Here is an 18,590-nt window from a genome sequence, read left to right as displayed (position 1 = left end):
AGCCGATAAGCACTGTATCATGTCGGCAAGAGAAGATTTGTGATTTTTATCACTTCTAGACAGCGTAACAAATCAAAAATGGTATTGGGAATGCTCCCTAAATTTTCCAGTACTAAAGTGGGTAACTACTTGACCATAAGCCTCTTAAGGGTTTTTATCAGACAGTTATATGGTTACTTAAATTGGGCTAAGTGGGAATATGAAGCAATAATTCGGATGCTAGGTCGTAGTAATCTTTACCCGTTGTTCTAGAAAATGCATTTAAGAATATTGCATAGCTCTTAGAACCAGTACCTGAATTCCTCCAATAATGAATGGCCCTTCTAGCGAAGCATTCTGGCCAAGTTTCAGATATTCTTTTTTCGAGGGTTTCTGGCCAAGAACCGGGTGTTCTTTTCGCTACTCTATCGTGCTCTACATCCCACATTTGATCGCTAGAAAGTCTAAGGTTTTTTCCTAACGGCTCGAAGAAGTTTCGTTTTGTGCAATATGGACTGATAAATTCGGTTAGAATTTCTTGGTCTGCTTGATTCTGCAGTACCCTCTTTTCTTCTGAAGTTAACTGTGGTTTTGAGGGGGACGCTATATGTGTGTTATTGACAGTAATAGCCATATGTCCTTGATTATGATCGGCAACAATATTGGTGGACGGTGCAGTCATCATATTGGCAGCTTTTTTAGTTTCTCGGTCGATATTCTCTGTATCGGGACGTTTCCTTTTTTGACAGTGTTCTTGAGATTGCATATTGGTAGATGGTGAAAGCATCATGTTGGCTGCTTTTTGAGTTAATCGGTCGATATTCTCTGTTTCGAGACGAATTATTTTCTGACTCATTTCTTGAACTTGCTCGTCTTTAACTTTCAGTTGTTGCTCTTTTAGCTCTAAGCATTCTTTCATTCGGGTTAATTCAGCATTTAGCTTGTCATTTTGACTTAAAAGCATCTTTAATTCATCATTCAGTTTTGTATCTGAACCAGCCTTGGATGAAGGGGCTGTGTCGCTACACACTCGGGGAATGCTTTGCTTTTGTAATGTTTCGTTTAACCTAAGGTTTTCGGTTTGCAGAGCTAGTTGATCAAGTTGATACTGATGTTGTGATTGAAGCTGCTGATGCAAACTCACTATTTGTTTCTGTAGGTGTTGTGTTAGCGGCAGTTTTTGAGCCATTTGATCCTGTGAAAGTACAGCATAAACTGACAAAGGCTGTCGGTTATGAGTTTTATCTATCCAATATCTTATCGCAGCTTCAAGGTGAGTAAATCCAAGATCGTCCCTTTGTCGCCACAGTGTTAATGCTTCATTTAACACTGATTCAAAAGAAGATACATCAGTGCATTTTGCATAGTTTTTATCAGGGGCTTTAGCCAAAATTTGCTCTTGTTCGGAATTTTTGTTCAGGCCCAGCTTTTTTGTAAATTCCTTTAAAGCCCCTTTAGAAGTAAGAAAACCTATGTAGGGTTCAAAATATTTAACAAGGGAAGATGCACAAATTTCACTTTTCGTTAAAGGCAATTGACCTATAGGCATTATCCCTTGGCTATAGGGTGGAGTAAACGCTGCAAGATAAGGAGGATAATGTCCAGTGTTTACTTGGTATTCTGGTTGATGCGGCTGCTGTGCCAAAAAAGTAGGTTCGGGCGCTGTGGGGGAGATCCAAAATGCAGAATGTGAACCGACATAAGGAGCCGGAGCTGTTGCTGCTAGAGGCGTAGCACTTACAGAGTAATCTTGAGTACCACCATGAAAATATTGTGGTTGTTGAGCAGGTGGTAACATTCCTTGTTGATAGTGCTGTGATGAATGGTGCTCTAATTGCCGGCTATTATGGTCAGTTGATGTTTGATTTGCGCTCATGAAAACTATTAAAAATCAAAGGGCATAGTGAAGGGTTTAACATGAAAACACTGAACTCCTCCTTAACAGAATGTTGTTCAATAAAATATCATTTACATTCCCTTTAAAAAACCTCTGAATTATTTGATAAAATCAGTTTGTAATTATTCGGTTTTTTATAATAAAACAAGGTGGTTAAGTTTGGTTGTCGGCTGAAATTTCTAGCTTGTTTTTATTACAATTTCCGCGAATTCGATATCACTCTAAAATAAAAATAAAGCAAATCATTTCTAAGACTACAAAGAGGCGAGCTTTGTGAAACTTTGAACTCAACATTTGGGTAAGCAAGTGATAATAGTTGAAAGCTTTTAACGAGAATCTCATTTTTTGATAATTTCATCGAAATGAAGTTGATATAACGATTCTATGAACAACTGAGCCGATATAAGTACCATGCCATGCCAGTAAGTGGAAGATTTGTGATTTTTATCGCTACACCATGATCCTCTACATGGACAAAGTGAAGTAATAGAATTTATAAATAACGCAGTAACTCTGTAGCTAAATCATAAAATTTCTTGCCCGTTATTCTGGATAATTCGTTGAGAATAACATTATAGCTTTTTAGCTTTGCTTGTGACCCAACCCAGTATTGCATAAGCGTTCTGAAGTGTAATGAGGCATAGCTTTCTCCCAATCTGGGACATTTATCACTCGTGGATATAGAATATAGTACGTGATACATGCCTATGCTTTCTCCTAACTTCCACCAATGTTTATCGTATGCGCCCATAAAAGAACATAGCGTTTCGGGGTCTACTTGCTTAGCTAATTTTTGCTTTTCACTCTCTGTTAATATTTCCGGTGAAGCTGTATTTGAGTGAGTTGAGTTGACATTAATTGAAAGTATGCCTTGATTATCGTTTGCAACAATATTTGCTTGTGGGGCATTCATCATTGTTGACATCTTTTGAGTTAAAAGCTCAAAGTTATCCTTTTGTAGTTTCGCATTTGTTTCTTTCAACTCTTGAATTTCCTTGTCTATAGCCTCAGAGTCTTGCTCCTGTTTCTTTAAGCGCGTTCTTTGGCTTTGTAATTCAAGTTTTAGTTGTTGATTTTCCTCTTTTAATCTTTCCAGTTCTTCATCTCTTTGGTGACTTGTTTCAATAAATTGAGTTACAAGCTTTCCATGTGCTTCAGTTTCAGACGAACTAGTTGCATGCTTATATGTAAGAGGTGATTCTTGACTTACTAACTTTTCGTTTATCTTATGGTTTTCGGCTTGCAGTGCTTGGTAGTGAAATTGATGCTGTTGATTCTGTGTCTGAAGTTGTTGGTGCAAGCTAGCGACTTGACTTCCTAGGTACTGGGTAAATGGGAGTTTATGAACTACGCGGTCTTGTGGAAGTAAAGAATAAACTAACACAGCTTTGTGGTCGTGAGTTTTTTCTATCCAATATCTTATTGCATTTTCAAGGTGTGTGAATTCAAGATCGCCTCTGTGTTGCCACAGTGTTATCGCTTCAGTTAATACTGATTCAAAAGAAGTGAGGCTTGTGCATTTTGAATAGTTTTTATCAGGGGCTTTGGCTAAGATTTTCTCTTGTTCAAAATGATTTTTCAGCCCCAACTTTTGTGTGAATTCCTTTAACCACCCTTTTTTAGCAAGTAATCCTATCTGGGGTTCAAAATGTTTGGCAAGAGAAGATGCACAAACATCTTGTTTTGTTAAGGGTAGCTGAGTTATAGGAAAGATTCCTTGGCTAAAAGATCGATTAAACGTTGCAACATAAGGATCGTAATATCCTGCTTTAACTTGGAATGCAGGTTGTTGTAGTTGTAATTGTGGTGGTTGCTGTACCCAAAATTCAGACTTGGAAGCCGTTGTTGATACAGCGCTGGGGGGCGGAGCCGATGCTGCAAGAGGGGCTGTTTCTATATTGTATTCTTGGGCGCCACCCTGAATATATTGTGGTTGATGCTCAGGCGGTAGCATTCCTTGTGGATGAGTATTAGGAAAATTGGGGGCCAATTGCCTGCCTTGATAGGCTAGCGATGCATGTTCAGCACTCATGATTACTAAAAAAATTCGGATTCATAGCGATATGTGTATCATGAATACACTGAACTCACCCTTAACAGAATGGTGTTCTTTAATTCGTCATTTTTACTAGGGCGTGTTGATCTTTTAGGATTAAATTTTGTGCTATTCGAGCACTTTTTGTTCAAGGCGTGAGCAGTGAAGCTTAGCCATCTAAGTAAACTGGTCACAACACAGAACAGGAAGTGCTCAAAAGCATCGAAGACAGCGTAAATTGGTAATCTTATGCAAGACACTTATATTGCCGTTAAATTGGAAAATGAAGCAATAATTTGAAAGCTAGCTCGTTGTAATCTTCACCCGTTGTTTGAGAAAATACAGTTAAAAACTTTAAATAGTTCTTCGAACCAGCATCAGATTCTACCCAATAATGTATGGCCCTTCTAGCGAAGCATTCTTCCCATGTTTCGTATTTCCTTATGTCGAGGCTTTTTGAGTAAGGTCCGGGTGTTCTTTTATTTGTTTCGTCGTGTTCTACATCCCATACTTGATCATCCGTAAATCTAAAATTTCTCCCTAGCTCACGATGGATGTATTTTTTTTGGCAATATGGGCTCATAAACTCAGCTAGGATTTCTTGGTCTACCTTTTGCTGCAATAGTTTCTTTTCTGGGGTTGTTAACTGCCTTTTTGAAGGCGCAACTATATTTGAGGTATTGACTGTAATAGCCATGTTCCCTTGATTGTTGTTGGCAGCAATATTGGTTTCTTTGAGAGGCATCATGCTTGCTGTTTTTTGAGTTAATAGTTCGATGTTGTCTTGTTGAATTCGCGTCATTTTTTGACTCATTTCTTGAACTAGCTCTTCTTTCCCCTCCAATTCGAGCTCTTTTTGTTCTAAGTTTTTTTTCAATCGACCTAATTCAGTTTTTAAGTGATTATTTTGAGTTGAGAGTGACTTTAATTCATCTTCCAATTTCGTATTTTTATCTGAAGCAGCTTCAAGTGAAGAGGTTGTGTAGTTATATTTGCGGTGAGAACTTTGGCTCTTTAATGTTTCGTTCAGTCTATGGTTTTCGGCTTGTAGTGCCTTGCAGTTAAATTGATACTGCTGAAGTTGATGGTGCAAACTTACGACTTGTGCCTCCAGATGTTGTGTAAGTGGAAGTTTTTGAGCTATACGGTCTTGAGCAAGCAAAGCATAAACTGAAAGAGGTTGCTGATGCTGAGTTTTCTCTACCCAAAATCTAATTGCATCTTCAAGGTGTTTAAACCCAAGATCGCTTCTGTTCTGCCACAATTTTATTGCTTCAGTTAATACTGATTCAAAGGATGCAGGGTCCGTACATTTTGAAAAGTTTTTGTCTGGGGCATTAGCTAAAATTCTCTGTAGCTCCCAATTGTTAGTTAGTCCTAGCTTTTTAATAAATTCTTTTATAGCTCCTTTAGATGCAATAAGGCCTATTTGAGGTTTAAAGTATTCTACAAGATGAGATGCTTGAATTTCTTCTTTTAATAAAGGTAACTGGCTGATAGTAAGCATTCTTTGATTAGGCACTAAGGTAACAGCTGGATAAGTAGCGGGATGTTCAAATCTAACAGGGTATTCTGGTTGATGTGATTGTGGAGGCTGTTGTAACCAAAATGCAGGCTGGGGTGCTAAGGGATATGCTGCTTCGGGGGAGGGAGCCGTTGCAGCTTCACTGTTAGTTTCTACTTGATAAGTTTGAGCACTACTATGAAAGTAATGTGGTTGATGAGCAGGTGGTAGCATTCCTTGTTGATAGTACTGTGATGAATTGTGCTCTAATTGCCAGTTATTATGTTCAGAAGATGCTCGATGACTGCTCATGATTGCAATGAAAATAGAAAATACGTGTCTGAGTATTTATCATGAATACACTGAACCCCCCCTTGACAGCATGCTGTTCAATAAAACTATTTTTTACTTCCTCTAAAAAAATCTCTGAATTATTTTTACAAAATCAATTTGTAACCATTTGATTTTTGGTGAGCAAATTAAAGATCAATATCTAATAAAGTTGTTTTGATGTTTTATTACTAAAAAAAGTATCGTTTATATCTTTTTTCGACTTTTTTTATAATTAAATTACATGCTTACGTTGCCTTGCCTGACTGGCATATCCTGCTTGTTTTCATTACAATTGCCGCGAATTTGAGGCTGTAAACTCAAATCCCTCTAACTCTACATTTATAGATTTCCACTGCTTTATCTTCGATAGGGTGGTAAGTGAAATAAAGGATTACTAAATGAACGCTGATAAACACCTAAAAAGTTGGCAAGAACGTTTCGAACTGGCAGAAGCTATGCAGCCTTTACTAGGTAAGCTGTATCGAAACCAAGGTGTGGAAGTAGTAATGTATGGTAAGCCGCTTCTTAATGCTTCTACCATCGAAATCATTAAAGCTCACCGTTTGGTTCGCCGCTTTGTGGGGGACAAACTTCGTTTACGTGAGAGCTTCCCTTTTGTCGAAGCGTTAAGCAAGCTAGATATTAAACACTGTAAAGTAGATATCGGAAAACTAGCAGTAAACTACTGGCGTAATCATAAAGATGCTAGCAACATCGAAGCTTACATGGCTCTTGAGCTTGCACAAGGCATCAATAATGATTCAGATAAAGAACCTAAAGACGTAGTACTTTATGGTTTTGGTCGCATCGGCCGTCTGCTTGCTCGTCTATTAATTGAAAAGACCGGCAGCAGCAACTTACTTCGCTTACGTGCGATTGTTCTTCGCGGTGGCCGTAAAGGCGACCTAGAAAAGCGTGCAAGCTTGTTACGTCGTGATTCTGTACATGGTCCATTTAATGGTTCTGTATATATTGATGAAGAAAACAACGCAATTATTGCTAACGGTACTTATATTCAAGTTATCTATGCAAACTCTCCAGATGAAGTTGATTATACTCAGTACGGCATTAACAATGCTCTTGTTGTTGATAACACGGGTATCTGGAAAGACGAAGATGGCTTAGGTCTTCACCTAAAATCAAAAGGTGCTTCTAAAGTATTACTTACTGCACCTGCTAAAGGTAGTATTAAAAATGTGGTTTATGGTGTTAACCATGATGACATCAAACCTGAAGACACCATCATGTCTGCGGCAAGCTGTACAACTAACGCCATTACTCCAGTGCTTAAAGCGCTAAATGACAAGTATGGTATCGATAACGGTCACGTTGAGACAATTCACTCTTACACCAATGACCAAAACTTGATTGATAATTATCACAAAGCCGATCGCCGTGGTCGCAGCGCTCCACTAAACATGGTTATTACATCAACGGGTGCAGCTAAAGCGGTATCTAAAGCATTACCTGAAATGGAAGGTAAGCTAACGGGTAATGCGATTCGAGTTCCTACACCAAATGTTTCAATGGCGATTCTTAGCTTGAACCTAAACTCAGAAATCAGCAAAGAAGAAGTAAATACTTATCTTCGTGATATGGCTCTGCATTCTGATCTTCAACATCAAATTGACTACACTGAATCGACTGAAATCGTATCAAGCGATTTAGTGGGTTCACGTTATGCCGGTGTTGTTGATTCTCAAGCAACTATTGCTGAAGGTAAACGTGCAACGTTATACGTTTGGTATGACAATGAATTTGGCTATAGCTGTCAAGTTGTTAGTGTAATGGCTAAGATGCTTGGTTTAACCACGCTTTCTTTGCCTAATAGCTAAGAGTTTTCTTTTTTGATAAAGCGCTTCAATGAGGCGCTTTTTTTATTTAAGTATCATAATGTTCTGAATTAGTACTATCTGAAATTGCTTTTGGGTGAGCGCGATGTCCAGGATAATCGGTTCGTTTATCTTCAGGGAATGGAAGGTTGCCAGTACCGTAATTGTTGAAACTTGGATTTATCGTAATAGTCGGACTTACTGTAACTCTTGGATTTATTGAAATATGGAAACGCCCGTCACTGTCTCTAAGTTGATTCAATTCAATAGATTCTGTATCTCCATCGCCTTGCAACATAGTAGTGTCATCATAACCAATTCTTCGAACGGCTTTTACAACTCGCAAAGTGTAGTTTTTGGTTTTGGGGCACTTATCAATTACGCAGTAAAGTACAAAACCTCCAAAGATAATAACAACCGCGATGCCAGCAGTAGCTCCAATAATAGAGACTGGAACCACATAGGGGGCTACTTGACTTGAATTAGTCGGATCAGGCTTAGTGCTAGGCTCCATAAATATAGTTGTACTTGGGGTCTGAGAGGGATTATTTGAATAACTCGAAGTAGACGTTTTTGTTACAAATTGAGTTTTGTGATCCATTGTTATCGTAATGCTCTCAGATTTTGAGCTTGTTTCAAGAGTAAACTCGAAAGTAGAACTTGCACTATCACTTAATGTGGTTGAAGGTGTGATATTTATGTCACTTGTTGAGGGTGATGGTTGTTTTGATGGTGGAGCATAAGGAGGGGGGCAGTCACTTTCGTTCGTTATATTCATCAATTGATAATTGGGGTTTGAGCCTTCAATATTTCCATTTGGACACAAAATGACAGTGCCATTTTGTAATGCACTTTGAGATAGGATTTTTAACGTTCCACCTCTGAGGACTAACTTAGCGTTTAAGCCAGCAGAGCCATATACTTCAACAGTTCCGTTGATTAATTCAATGAAAGAGTTATTCATTGATGTATCCGATAGCCATGCAAGCCCTCTTTCATTAACATTGACATAGCATCTATTGCATGAGCTATCAGAAGTGTGTAATTCTGAGTTAAATTTGATTTCAAAATATCCATCATATGCTGAAGAGCCACTTGTGAATATAAAGTCATCACTTTGTCTCGCAATCAAGCGGACTTTTTCACCTGATTCGTCATGAAACCAAACTAAAGGGTCATCTCTCGTTAAAATTCTTGCACACCTTGCCGAATAACCTCTATATGTAACAGTTGTGAATCTACCAGAGATTAAAACATCATTACACTCGTGCTCATTGCCAGTGAAAAGGTTATGATTGCTACTAATGTTGATAGATGGTTCATCATATGCGCAATCACATTCAGGGTTTATTGGTGGTAGAGCTTGCCTTGCTGCTCTTTTTATACCTTCCAAATCAGGCTTTGAATGTTGATGCCCGAAAGGTAAACGCGAATTGGATTTTGTTGAGGTATTCATCCAACCCTGATGTTCAGGTGCATCATAAAACGTGTCTCCGCCATGCCATTCACCTTGAGTAGAGTTAAAACTTGAATTTGATGAGCCCGAGCTTGTAGAGGGTTTTACGGAAGGGGTATCTGTCGCGTCTTTAGGATAGAAAAAATCTAATCCTTTTTTTGCTGCAACAGTTCCAAAACACCCGCCAGCTAATCCTGTAAAACAGTTAGCAACAGTTCTTATTGTGCTATCTTTTGAAAGCCCTAACTTAGTCATAGCTGCATCACTGATTTGGACTGATATTTTCCCTGTGACTATGCCAGCTGTGGCTGCAACGACGCCATACAAAGTATTTTCAACTAAAAAGTACCCAACTAAGACGCCTTGAACAGCCGTTTCGGTCATATTAAGCGTGTAATGTATTGCAGTATGTTTGGGCAGTGAGTATTCAACACTTTGAAAAAAATGACTTATTAATTCAAACCCTTTTTGCTTAACTTGGCTGACTAAATAAGCTTGAGCGGCACCCCATAACATCCCCGTTAGCATTGCAGGAGCCACAACAGTCCCAACGCTTGCTCCAACTGCAGCACCGATAGCAACAGTCATTGCAGTTTCCACATACTGTTGAGAATTGTTTGGCACAGCGACAATTTGATTAGTCATAGAGTGGTAAATGCAGTGGTAATGTCTAACTGAAAGTAACACTTCAAGCAGCATCAGGTTAATAACTGATCGTTATAAAACATGGGGTTAAGCTATATTGACAAACTTTAACTTGTCATGAACTAAGTTAGGTTGAACAATCAACTTACTGAAAATTTATCTGAAGGAGGATGTCATGGCAAGTCCCACATCACCTTCTCAGCAAGCTGGCCCATCATGGGGTAACCTTCCTTTTTCTCCGCCACCACACAGACAGGGAAGGTTAGCCTCTTATCAACTTGAGCGAGTCACTACTTCGCCGGAGTGTCTATTTCAACGAGAGCAAAGCCTGCCTAGCCATTTTTCCAGTCGAACTTTAGTTCAATTTAAAAAGAAAAAAGGAGAGGCTTTAGGGGTTTTTTATAAACCAGCATCAATTCATGCACAGAACCCATGTGCTAAAGAATCCAAATTGCAAGCATTAAGGTATTCTCGAAGGCATAGAGATGATGCTCGTTCGCTCGAAGAAACACCATTTGCTTTAGGTTCGATTAATCCGAAGAAAAGGCGAAAACCCTCAGAAACTATGAGTGTTGTCCCAACTATATCTCCGCGTAAGCTAGAGCAATTAGACGATACGAACAGCCTTTCAGAAATTGACTATCAAACTAGAGTTCAAATGTATCACGCAGATATAAGTGCTACTCGAGAAGCTATAAGAGAAGAAGTTATTGCTCAAGCAGCAAGAAAAGTAAAAACAAAGAATAAATCAGAATACATTCAAAGGTTAGATCTCATGAGTAAATACTTGAAAGAAACAGGTCAAAGAGAGGATTACGTAAAAGCACTTTATCAACGGCTGCCTAAATCCTCGACAACTTGATGAAAAAATAAAGCTTTTGATGCATTAATCTTCAAATGAACGCGATTTTCTGAATTTTTATAAAATCCTGATTGACTCTTAAGTCGAAAACCGTAGAATGCATCTCGCAGTCAGGGAACAGCGGCACGAAAGTGAAGTTAGAACCAGACTGGATTTGAAAGGCGCGATGGCAGAATGGCTATGCTGCGGATTGCAAATCCGTCGATCTCGGTTCGACTCCGGGTCGCGCCTCCAGATTTATTATGAGAAATTAAGTTTTAGTGCTTCAGCGTTGAAACAACAGTTTTGCCCGAGTGGTGGAATCGGTAGACACAAGGGATTTAAAATCCCTCGCTGGTAACAGCGTGCCAGTTCAAGTCTGGCCTCGGGTACCATCATAAGTGAAAAAGCCTCAACATTTGTTGAGGCTTTTTTGCATTCATAACCTTTTCAGGTTCCAACTCATTTTTTCTTGATGTTAAAATAGTATCAATTTTACCTTTCTTAGGAAAAGTCCATGATTTTCACCCATATTGAACAAGCGGCCGCGGATCCTATTCTTGGCTTGAATGACGCCTTTAAAGCCGATACTCGCAAAACGAAAGTAAACCTTGGCGTTGGAGTATATAAAGATGACGCAGGGCAAACGCCAATTCTCAATGTGGTGAAAAGGGCAGAAGCTAAGTTATTAGAAATAGAAAAAAGTAAGAACTACTTGGGAATCGAAGGTGTTCAACAGTTTAATCATGCTGTTCAAACTTTGTTGTTTGGTGACAATGCTGAGGTCATCGCACAAAAACGTGCGGTAACAGTGCAAGCCCCTGGAGGTACAGGTGCATTAAGAATTGGCTCTGAATTTATTTTACGCCACACTCAATCTCGTACTATTTGGGTGAGTAACCCAACTTGGGCAAATCATCAAAATATTTTCACTACGGTAGGACTTGAAGTCAAAACCTACGGTTATTACAACGAAGGCACTCATGGTTTAGATTTCGACGCTTTTCTTGCCGATCTTCAACATGCCAATGCTGGGGATTTGGTACTTCTTCATGGCTGTTGTCATAACCCTACAGGTATTGATTTAGATGATGAACAGTGGCAAATAATTGCTGACTTATGTCTTGAAAAAGAGCTGATACCATTTTTTGATTTTGCTTACCAAGGTTTTGGACGTGGCATTGAAGACGATGCACAAGGCTTACGTATTGTTGCTGCTAAAGTGCCTGAGCTAATTGTGGCTAATTCATTTTCCAAAAACTTTGGTTTGTACAATGAACGCATCGGTGCATTAACCCTTGTTGCTGAAAACTCTGATGTCGCGGCTTGTTCGTACAGCCAAATAAAGCGTGTGATTCGTGCCAACTATTCTAATCCTCCAGCTCATGGTGCTCTTATTGTGAGTACTATTTTGAGTGATGCTGAGTTAAACCTACAATGGCAACAAGAGTTAGCAGAAATGCGTATTCGTATAGCTCAAATGCGTGAACTATTTGTTGAAACCTTAATGGCTGAAGGGGTGAAGCAAGATTTCAGCTTTATCAAACAGCAAATGGGGATGTTCAGTTTTTCAGGTTTGAATATAGAACAAGTTCAGCAACTTCGTGAACAGTTTGCCATTTACATTGTTGGCTCAGGTCGAATAAGCGTTGCTGGAATGACCACAAGTAATATTCCGGTTATTTGCAAGGCTATTGCTCAAGTTCAGTGATATAGCCGTGCATATTGAAGCATCACGGGTATAATATTCGCTAAAAATTAAAAGAGAATAAACGTATGCGTATTACCGATAATTTCGATGGCGGCAATATTGAAGTCATCAGCATTGAAAATAAAGACAATATTGAGCTAAATATTCGCCCTGATGAAGGTGGTGAGTTTTATCAGTGGTTTAACTTTCGTTTTCAGGGGCAAGTGGGTAGTGAATACTCGTTCAATATCCTAAACGCTGGTACTTCTTCTTATATAAAAGGTTGGGAAGGGTATGATGCCGTTGCAAGTTATGACCGTGATAACTGGTTCCGTGTTCCAACTGAATTCAAAGATGGCAAGCTAACCATTAAGTTAGAACTACAATGTGATGCCATCCAAATAGCTTATTTTGCTCCTTACAGCTATGAACGTCATTTAGACCTATTAAGTTCAGTGCAACTACATCCTGAAGTGTCATTAGAGCACTTAGGTTTGACGCTAGATGGTCGTGATATGACGCTAGTGAAAGTCGGTGATGGTGATGCTTCTAAAAAGAATATTTGGATCACGGCTCGCCAGCATCCGGGAGAAACTATGGCTGAGTGGACAGTAGAAGGTCTTCTACACCGTTTACTTGATCAAAACTGCCCAACGTCTAAGAGTTTATTAGACAAAGCTAACTTCTACATTGTACCAAACATGAATCCTGATGGCAGTGTTCGTGGCCATTTGCGTACTAATGCTGTGGGTGTAAACCTAAACCGTGAGTGGCAATCACCAAGTTTAGAAAAAAGCCCTGAGGTGTATTACGTTACTGAAAAAATGAAGCAGACAGGTGTGGATTTATTTTATGACGTACACGGTGATGAAGGCTTGCCTTATGTATTTCTTGCTGGAGCAGAAGGCGTACCAAATTACAGTGAACGCTTAGCTAACCTCCAAGCTGATTTTGTATCTGCATTACAAATGGCTTCAGCAGATTTTCAAACTGAATTTGGTTATGACAAAGACGAACCTGGTCAAGCTAACCTAACAGTCGCTTCTAACTGGGTGGCACATACCTTTGATTGTTTATCTAATACTTTAGAAATGCCATTCAAAGATAATGACAACTTACCAGATCCATTTATGGGCTGGTCACCAGAGCGAAGCGTATATATTGGTGAAGCATCATTGTTGGCGATGCTAGCGGTTGTAAATAAATTAGGAAAATAAGATGGCACTCATTCCTTGCCCATATTGTAAAAAGCAGATCTCAAGTTTGGCTAAGCAATGTCAACATTGTGATGCTAAATTGACGGGTGACAATGAAGCGAGATTGAATATCGCTAAAATCAATCAAGCCAGTAAACTTCAAACTCATAGCTTTATTGCCATGACCTTATTTGTAGCCGGAGTGGTGATTTGGTTTTGGGGTGGTGAGCCAGCTGAAGGCAATCGCATGTATGCGGGTGCAGTGTGTTTCACATTTGGCTTTATTGGCTATTTGATCACTCGAGTTCGAATCATTTTACACAAACGTAGGAGCGTCTAATGGATTTGCATAAAATCATTGATGATATGCCAGAGGAAGTGTACCAACGTATGCGCTCTGCGATGGAATTAGGTAAATGGGAAAATGGTGTGGCGTTAACTGAAGAGCAGCGTGAGCATGCGTTGCAAGTGGTTATGCTATATCAAGCTCGTCACTTGGAACAAACTGATCATTTTACTATTGGCTCAGAAGGACAGATTAATGAGCTGTCTAAGTCTGAGTTAAAAAAGCAGTTTAAAGGCGATACCATCGCTGAGTTTAAACAGGACGAGTTTTAAATAAACCAACGACCTGATAGCAGATTTCATTCAAGTATCAGGTCTTTAATTGATTCATCTTCTTTTCGCATTGAGCATTCTAAGAAACTCATCTGTAATATTAAATTGGTGAGTTATCTTTTGTGGAGCGTAATCCAGCTTTTCGAACTTACCTTTTTCATGAAAAATGCCCACTTGAAAGTTAAGGTTTTTTGATTTCTTTGCTCCCCCTACAGGGTTGACTTTAAACTTGATTAAAACCCAATTTTTATCCTTGCGGAGCAATTCTTTTATATAAAGCAAGTTTCCAGCGTCTATTTTCTGTGGAAAACTTGCTTGGTAGCTGTACCAAACAGTGACTTCAATAACTTCTATAGGCTTGGCCATAAGATGTTTTCATTATTTTATAAATGAAGCCAATCTACCAGAGAGTTAATGTCTTTTTCCTGAATGCTTTTTACGTCTAGCCTCATCTTTGGCTTTTTTCTCAGCTTTTTTTATCGCTAGCATTTCTGCTACTTCAACTTTTTCTTTTTAGCCATTGTTGGTGCTTCCATAGTGAGCTGGCCGATTTTGCCACTTCGGTGGTTGTGGTGGAGGACTTCTGAGGCTTTGTGATTTTCAATACTTCATTCAGTTATGGTTTAGCTTTTTTGCCTAAAATATCATCAAGTTGATTTTGTAATGGCAAATAATCATTATTACTCCATACCCTGCTCCTCAAATTTTAAAACCTTTTTATTTAGCCTTAGGTGTTCCTGAAGGAGAAGAGCCTGATGTTCAAAAGCTTATAATCAACAGTAAAGCTTTTTCTGTTGCAGTAAAGGCTACTATCGACACACTATTACCGTTATCTATTATGGCTTATTTAGGAGGTTCCCCGTTAGTAGCCTCTACAGCAATGGCGGTTGCGGGAAGATTTGGCAGTCAAGCTATGTTTGAACCAGCCATAAACTTTGTCGTAGATAAAACTCACTTTAGACAAGAAAATAAGAGAATTTTAAGAGAACTTTGTCACTTGGGTGGAACCTTATTAATCAATTATATGGTAAGTCCAAGTGAGGGTTTTCTAAAAGCCGTTTTTTTTAATTCTATTACCTTTCATACAATGAAGAGCAGTTCACAGTTAACGGTTAGGTTTATTGATAGATTAGGATTCGAGCAATATAAAGATTCGAAATATATATGTTGTAAGGTTGTAGAGTCGTTGACACAGGTTGTATGTTATTCGCTATTTTTTCCTAGAGTGAATGCTGAAAAGTTGCAGGAAAAGTTAAATGAAATTGATGCATTATCAAAAGAAGAGCAGATTAAGTTATTTGATATCAAAACCGTAGAAGCAGCAGCTTCGCCATTACCTGAACGGGCATATGATAAAGTTGTTTGTTCTGCTTACTCTAATTCAAAGCCTGAGGCAGACGATATTTCTATAGATTTATCTAAGGTGGGTTTAAGTTCATGTGCTGACGTAGAAGGTTTTAAGTTAATCGCGCAAGGTGATCCTCTATTTTTATTAAATGATGATGAGGCGTTGCTTCGGGTTGGTTCTGGAGAGCAAGTATTCGCAACAACACCCATGGATAAAGAGAGTGTGGCAAAATTTTTGTTTGAAAAAATAAAGCAGGGAGCAATAAACGTCGATGAAGTGTGCAGAGTTATGATTGACAAGAAAAATGGTAAAGTGCCTCCGCCGTTTAAAGAGAGTGATTATGATGGGTCAGTACAATATATATTTGCAAATTACCTAGATACTGTGACAATGGAATTGGCTGACGCACCTTGTAAAGTACGTCTAAGGCCTTGCTTGAATGAAGAGGGACAACTCAAGTTTAAAACAAAGGCTGTAGAGAAAACAGAAGTTGGACTACATAGACTTGAAGAGGTGGTTTTGACAGATCTTCTTAATCAACTTGGCTATCCTTTTTATACACAATCACAGACTAAGAGTTGATTGTGCTCATAGCTTAATCAATATAAAATTTTGTTATCAGGGTTACATGTATAGTTAGAGTGTGAGGTGCATCAATATAGAAATATTGGATTCTTTATAAATTGATGCACTCAAAAGTGTGTCTCTATATAGGCTCTATACAGATGGGGTAAGTATTAATGTCTTTTCCCAGAATGTTTTTTGCGTCGAGCCTCATCTTTAGCTTTTTTCTCAGCTTCTTTAATCGCTATCATTTCTGCTACTACAATTTTTTCTTTTTCAGCCATTGCAGGCGTTTCTAGTGTTAGTTGGCCGATTTTTCCGCTGCGATAATCATGAAGTAAAACTTCAGAAGCTTTATGATAATCAATCGTGCCACCAGAGCGCAGAGCACCGTGACGGCGGCCAATGGCTTCTAATAATTCAATGTCTTGCCTTGGCAATTCATCAAGATTATAGCGTTTACAGATTTCCTCAGGATAAGCCTCAAGGAAGTATTCTGCGGCAAACATAGCAACGTCATCATACTCCATTGCGGTGTCTTTAATCGCACCTGTGACGGCTAGACGATAACTGCTGGCAGGGTTGTCGACTTTAGGCCAAAGAATACCGGGAGTATCAGAAAGCACAATACCATTACGAAGATTGATGCGTTGCTGAGCTTTAGTGACCGCAGGTTCATTACCTGTCTTAGCTATCACACGTCCTGCTAGGGTATTGATGATAGTAGACTTTCCGACATTAGGGATGCCCATAATCATGGTGCGAATATCTTTCTCTACTGTATCTCTGTGAGGCACTAATTTACGACAGAGATCGGGGATTTTTTTCACCATAGCGGATTGTAAAGTAGTAATGGCGCTGGCTTTAACACCTTGCTCTTGCTCAAGGTATCCAATCCATTGTGCAGTAACTTCTGGGTCGGCGAGATCGCTTTTATTAAGCAACTTGATGCAAGGTTTATCACCACGCAGTTGCTGGATCATCGGGTTTTCACTGCTATACGGAATACGAGCGTCAAGCACCTCAATGATTAAATCAACCTGTGGCAGTACCTTTTCAATCTCTTTGCGGGCTTTGTGCATATGCCCCGGATACCAATGAATGCCTTTTCCAGACATAAAAAACCTTCCTATCAACATCGCTCTCTTAATATCGGTGGGAGATTTTAGCATTTTATGCAAATAAAAGGTGCCCATATTTTAGTAAGACAGCCAAAGCTGTTACTGCAATAAAGCTAATGGAATAGGATTTGAATGCGAAGTTCCTAATAAACGGTACTTCAGTCGTTTCATTTTCAGAGCTTCTGACTAATCCTGATAGTTTGTTTTTATCCGCATAAATCACTAACATTAACATTGAGAGTAATACCGCATTAACATATGGTGTACCTTGCCAACCAAGCGATATGGGAATAATCAATATGCACAAGTGCATAGGCAAAAGCATCAGTGCGCCTATAAGCCGGAAACGGTATGTAAGTAGCAAAGCTCCAACTATGGTTTGAGAGAGTGCAATAAAATAGCCAAATAAAGCGAGGTTATATTTTGCTAAAGCATCAATTAACCAAATTGGGCCGATGATATGGGGAAACCAGTGAAAAAATTTACTGATGCCCGCTGTGAAATAAATAATTCCTAAAATAACGGCAAAAATTGTGGCGAGTTTTTCTGTTGAATTTTGCCTCATTATACTTCCATGTCTTTTATTTATTAATCTGTTAAAAAGAAAGTAACACTGGTGACGACTCTGACGTCTTTTTCAATTTTTCGGGAGTCGCCATAGCTTTGTCCTACATCTCTAACGATAAAACTGCCTTGGCTGGCATTTCGAATCCCTCCCACTTTAACACCTGCATTTATCGCAAATTCGTTAGCGGCTAAACGGGCATTTTGGGTAGCTTCTTTGAGCATGGCAGGCTTTATATTATTTAGCTTTGTGAAGTAGTAGCTGGGTTCTTGGTTTTGAATATCTAAGCCTTGAGCAATTAGAGCATTGAGCTTGGCCCTGACTTTTGAAACTAATCTGACTTTATCCGTTTCAACATCAATTTTTCCGGTGAGGAAATAGTTGGTGTCTACTAGCTTCTGATTTTCATCTCTAAACTCTTGTGCTCGATAATCTATGACGCCGGGTTTGATTTCGTCACTGGAAAACCCACTTTGATTAAGTAATTGAATAATGATCTTTTGGTCACTTTCTGATTGTCGGTACATCTGCTTAATATTCGATTTAGAAGTGCCACTCACCTTATATTGTATTGTCCAATAAGCTGTATCGGCCTTGACTCGTCGTTCCGCTAAGCCTTTTACTTGTGCCGTATTCAATGCGACCTTTGATTTATATACGGTTTCACTTATAAAATAGCCTGCACAAGCAATGCCCAAAGCTAACAATAGGGCAGAGATCACAGAAATGGAACTTTGTTTGTTACCGTTACTCATTAGTAAGTCTCTGTTTGTGACAAATGGTTATCTACCATAAAACAATTTTGTTCAAAATTCAGCTAGTGCTCAGTAAATTTAGCCGGTAGTGTCCTAATTTAGTGATATGCATGAATATCAATTCCAAATTCTACACGATTGATTAACAAACCAATTACAGTGTCGTGCATACTCTCTAACTTTGAAAAGCAAATCGTTCTTCGTGCCAACC

The 18,590-nt window shown here is 39.0% G+C and carries 15 protein-coding genes, 2 tRNA genes and 1 pseudogene; 9 read left to right on the top strand and 9 right to left on the bottom strand.

The genetic code is table 11. From position 1 onward, the window contains the following. Positions 1-187: 187 nt before the first annotated feature. The 3 genes from D5018_RS10875 to D5018_RS10865 form a co-directional block, all read right to left on the bottom strand. Positions 188-1,855: a hypothetical protein gene (locus D5018_RS10875; protein WP_121839034.1), complete on the bottom strand. Its 1,668-nt coding sequence runs from the start codon at positions 1,853-1,855 to the stop codon at positions 188-190. A 514-nt stretch (positions 1,856-2,369) separates the two neighbouring features. After that, positions 2,370-3,908, bottom strand: a complete 1,539-nt coding sequence (locus tag D5018_RS10870; protein WP_121839033.1) for a hypothetical protein — start codon at positions 3,906-3,908, stop codon at positions 2,370-2,372. A 274-nt stretch (positions 3,909-4,182) separates the two neighbouring features. After that, the gene (locus tag D5018_RS10865) at positions 4,183-5,727 is read right to left on the bottom strand and encodes a hypothetical protein (protein ID WP_121839032.1); all 1,545 of its coding nucleotides are present in this window, start codon (positions 5,725-5,727) and stop codon (positions 4,183-4,185) included. A 419-nt stretch (positions 5,728-6,146) separates the two neighbouring features. On the opposite strand from D5018_RS10865, the gene D5018_RS10860 reads away from it, so the two are divergent. Then, positions 6,147-7,583 carry a glyceraldehyde-3-phosphate dehydrogenase gene (locus tag D5018_RS10860; RefSeq protein ID WP_121839031.1) on the top strand — a complete coding sequence of 479 codons (1,437 nt, stop codon included), beginning with the start codon at positions 6,147-6,149 and terminating at the stop codon, positions 7,581-7,583. 46 nt (positions 7,584-7,629) lie between these two features. Here D5018_RS10860 and D5018_RS10855 read toward each other — a convergent pair whose 3' ends face one another. Continuing rightward, positions 7,630-9,624, bottom strand: coding sequence for a hypothetical protein (locus D5018_RS10855; protein WP_133309276.1), 1,995 nt, complete (start codon positions 9,622-9,624; stop codon positions 7,630-7,632). 232 nt (positions 9,625-9,856) lie between these two features. Here D5018_RS10855 and D5018_RS10850 point away from each other — a divergent pair, with 232 nt between their 5' ends. From D5018_RS10850 to D5018_RS10820, 7 genes are all read left to right on the top strand, one after another. Continuing rightward, the gene (locus D5018_RS10850) at positions 9,857-10,543 is read left to right on the top strand and encodes a hypothetical protein (protein WP_121839029.1); all 687 of its coding nucleotides are present in this window, start codon (positions 9,857-9,859) and stop codon (positions 10,541-10,543) included. 160 nt (positions 10,544-10,703) lie between these two features. After that, positions 10,704-10,777, top strand: a tRNA-Cys gene (locus tag D5018_RS10845). Between the two features lie 53 nt (positions 10,778-10,830). Then, positions 10,831-10,917: transfer RNA gene (locus D5018_RS10840), tRNA-Leu, on the top strand. A gap of 122 nt (positions 10,918-11,039) precedes the next feature. Continuing rightward, a complete protein-coding gene (locus D5018_RS10835; RefSeq protein WP_121839028.1) occupies positions 11,040-12,233 on the top strand; it encodes an amino acid aminotransferase in 1,194 nt (397 codons plus the stop codon). A 65-nt stretch (positions 12,234-12,298) separates the two neighbouring features. Further along, a complete protein-coding gene (locus D5018_RS10830) occupies positions 12,299-13,429 on the top strand; it encodes a M14 family metallopeptidase (protein ID WP_121839027.1) in 1,131 nt (376 codons plus the stop codon). A 1-nt stretch (position 13,430) separates the two neighbouring features. Then, positions 13,431-13,748 (top strand): zinc ribbon domain-containing protein, encoded by a 318-nt coding sequence (locus tag D5018_RS10825; RefSeq protein WP_121839026.1) that lies wholly within the window; start codon positions 13,431-13,433, stop codon positions 13,746-13,748. Beyond that, positions 13,748-14,026 carry a YeaC family protein gene (locus tag D5018_RS10820; protein ID WP_121839025.1) on the top strand — a complete coding sequence of 93 codons (279 nt, stop codon included), beginning with the start codon at positions 13,748-13,750 and terminating at the stop codon, positions 14,024-14,026. The genes D5018_RS10825 and D5018_RS10820 overlap by 1 nt, the downstream gene beginning before the upstream one ends. Before the next feature lie 54 nt (positions 14,027-14,080). Here the strand turns inward: D5018_RS10820 and D5018_RS10815 are convergent, their stop codons facing one another. After that, positions 14,081-14,392 (bottom strand): hypothetical protein, encoded by a 312-nt coding sequence (locus tag D5018_RS10815; protein WP_121839024.1) that lies wholly within the window; start codon positions 14,390-14,392, stop codon positions 14,081-14,083. Positions 14,393-14,864: 472 nt separating this feature from the next. Between D5018_RS10815 and D5018_RS10810 the strand changes: the two genes are divergently transcribed. Further along, entirely contained in the window at positions 14,865-15,956 is a 1,092-nt protein-coding gene (locus D5018_RS10810) for a hypothetical protein (RefSeq protein WP_133309275.1), read from the top strand. A 155-nt stretch (positions 15,957-16,111) separates the two neighbouring features. Here the strand turns inward: D5018_RS10810 and ylqF are convergent, their stop codons facing one another. From ylqF to D5018_RS22395, 4 genes and pseudogenes are all read right to left on the bottom strand, one after another. After that, positions 16,112-17,056: a ribosome biogenesis GTPase YlqF gene (gene ylqF / locus D5018_RS10805; protein WP_121839022.1), complete on the bottom strand. Its 945-nt coding sequence runs from the start codon at positions 17,054-17,056 to the stop codon at positions 16,112-16,114. A 55-nt stretch (positions 17,057-17,111) separates the two neighbouring features. Then, positions 17,112-17,624: a hypothetical protein gene (locus D5018_RS10800; protein WP_121839021.1), complete on the bottom strand. Its 513-nt coding sequence runs from the start codon at positions 17,622-17,624 to the stop codon at positions 17,112-17,114. A gap of 23 nt (positions 17,625-17,647) precedes the next feature. Then, positions 17,648-18,379, bottom strand: a complete 732-nt coding sequence (locus tag D5018_RS10795) for an SIMPL domain-containing protein (RefSeq protein ID WP_121839020.1) — start codon at positions 18,377-18,379, stop codon at positions 17,648-17,650. Between the two features lie 98 nt (positions 18,380-18,477). Then, positions 18,478-18,590: pseudogene (locus D5018_RS22395) on the bottom strand (IS1 family transposase); the annotation flags it as partial.

This window comes from Parashewanella curva, assembly GCF_003675895.1.
Lineage (GTDB): Bacteria > Pseudomonadota > Gammaproteobacteria > Enterobacterales > Shewanellaceae > Parashewanella > Parashewanella curva.
Note: the sequence above shows the minus strand (reverse complement) of the source record. Positions and strands in the feature narration are given on the sequence as shown.